This window comes from Mesorhizobium sp. M7A.F.Ca.CA.004.04.2.1 (assembly GCF_004022825.1).
Taxonomy (GTDB): Bacteria; Pseudomonadota; Alphaproteobacteria; order Rhizobiales; family Rhizobiaceae; genus Mesorhizobium.
Genome location: NZ_RZPH01001101.1, coordinates 1 through 1,918, shown reverse-complemented (window position 1 = coordinate 1,918; position 1,918 = coordinate 1). Strand labels below are relative to the sequence as shown.

Genomic DNA, 1,918 nt, shown 5'->3' with positions numbered 1-1,918 from the left:
GTGTAGGCGGTGTTGAAGATGTTATCGACGCCGAAATCGAGCTTGAGGTTGTCGTTGACGCGCCAGTTGGCGAAGACATTGACCAGATCGAAGGCGTCGTCGACAATCGGCACGGCGTTGGGATTGGTGCGGCTGGTGCGGGTGATCTTGCCGACGCTGAGATATTGCGCGCCGACCGTGAGCTGGTCCTCCAGCATGCGAAAGCCGATTGTGGCCGAGAAGCGGTCGAGCGGCGTGTTGTTCAGCGCCTGGCCGGAATAGACGCCGCTGACGACCTTGGCGTTGATCAGCGCACCGGCGAGGTTTACGAAACCCCAGTTGTAGTCATAGACCATCTCGGCCTCGACGCCCTTCAGGCGGGCGTCGCCGATGTTGATTGCCGTGCGCGGCAGGACGGTGAGGTCGACGTCGATATAGTCCTCGACGTCGGTGTGGAAGACGTTGAGCTTGGCGCGCAACCGGTCGCCCGGCGTCAGCAAATCATCGTATTTGACATTGATGCCGGCTTCCCAGCTCTTCGCCGTTTCGGGCTGCAGCAGGAGATTGGGCCGATAGGTGTCGCCGCCGCCATGCGCGCCGCCGCCACGGAAGACATCCTGCAGGCCAGGCGCCCGGTAGCCTTCGGAGTAGGTGCCATAGAGCTGAAAGCCGTCAAACGGCGTGACGCCGACGGTGAGGCGCGGCGACCAGCGATCGCCGGAGATCGAGGCTTCCTGTGGCGACGGGATGCGCGTCTCGCCATCGAGTTGGTAGCCGTCATAGCGCATCGCAGCTATGGCCTGCAGCCAGTCCTCGTAATCGCCCTGCCACTGCAGGAAGCCGCCATAGCCCTGCTGTTGGCCAGCGCCGAAATGCGCCGCTTCCGAGGAGGCTTCGAGATAGTAGTAATCGAGTCCGTAGGTCAGCGTGTGGGCCAGCCCCCAGGCGTCGAAGCGCGAGGAGTTCTTCACGTTGAAGCCCGAGGTGGCGACATCATAGAAACGGAAATTGCCGATCCCTGAGGCGGGCGCGACCTGCGTCTGCTCGGCGCGGGTGCGGTTGTGATAGGCATTGGCGCTGAAGTCGATCAGCGCGTTGTCGTCGGGCTTCCAGGTATAGGCGGCGGTGTAGGTCTGGTTGGTGGTGTTGGTGTCGTAGCGGCTCAGCGTCGGCGAGGTCGAGCCGCTCGATCCGGTGATCTGGTCGTTGTAGCGCTGCAGGATGGCGCCGAGCTTCAGCTCGTGGCCATCGGCCGGCCGCAGAGTCGTCTTCAGATAACCGCTGGTCACCCGCTCACCGGTCCATGGCACGGTTTCGCCATTGCCGTCGGTATAGCTGTCGCGGTTGCGGTAGATGAGGTTGCCGATGATGTCGGCATCGTCGCTGAAACGATAGGCACCGGTAGTGCTGGTGGTGAAGCCGTCGCCATTGTCCTCATAGCCGAGCTTTTCGCTCAGCGCCCAGCGCTCGTCCTTTTTAAGGAAATCGCCGGCGTCCTTGGTCTCGAAGGAAACAACGCCGCCGATGCCGCCTGAACCATAGGCATTAGACACCGGGCCACGAATGACCGTGGCTTCCTTGATCAGGTCGGGTTCGACGTAGAACGAGCCAGAGCCGTGGCCGACGCGCCAGTAATCCTGCCGGGCGCCGTCGAGCGTTACGACGACGCGGCCATACTGCTCCAGGCCGCGAATGTTGATGGCGGTCGCCGGGTCGTCGCCATTCATCGATGCGGCGACGCCCGGCGTGGTGCGAAAGATGTCGGCGGCGGTGTCGGGCTGGATGCGGTCGAGTTCGTCCTGATCGATGGCGCTGATGGCGGCCATCGATTCGATCACCGCCGTCTTGATCATCGTCGCCGAGATGGTGATCACGTCGAGCATGGTCGCCGGCTGGTTCTGCGCGGGATTGGCCGGCGCCAGGCGGCCGGCCTTGGCGG

1 protein-coding gene is annotated in these 1,918 nt (G+C 63.3%); it reads right to left on the bottom strand.

Features of this window, described 5'->3' with window-relative positions:
* Positions 1-1,918: TonB-dependent hemoglobin/transferrin/lactoferrin family receptor (locus tag EN893_RS31725; RefSeq protein ID WP_128362087.1), on the bottom strand; the 1,918-nt coding region annotated here is incomplete at both ends.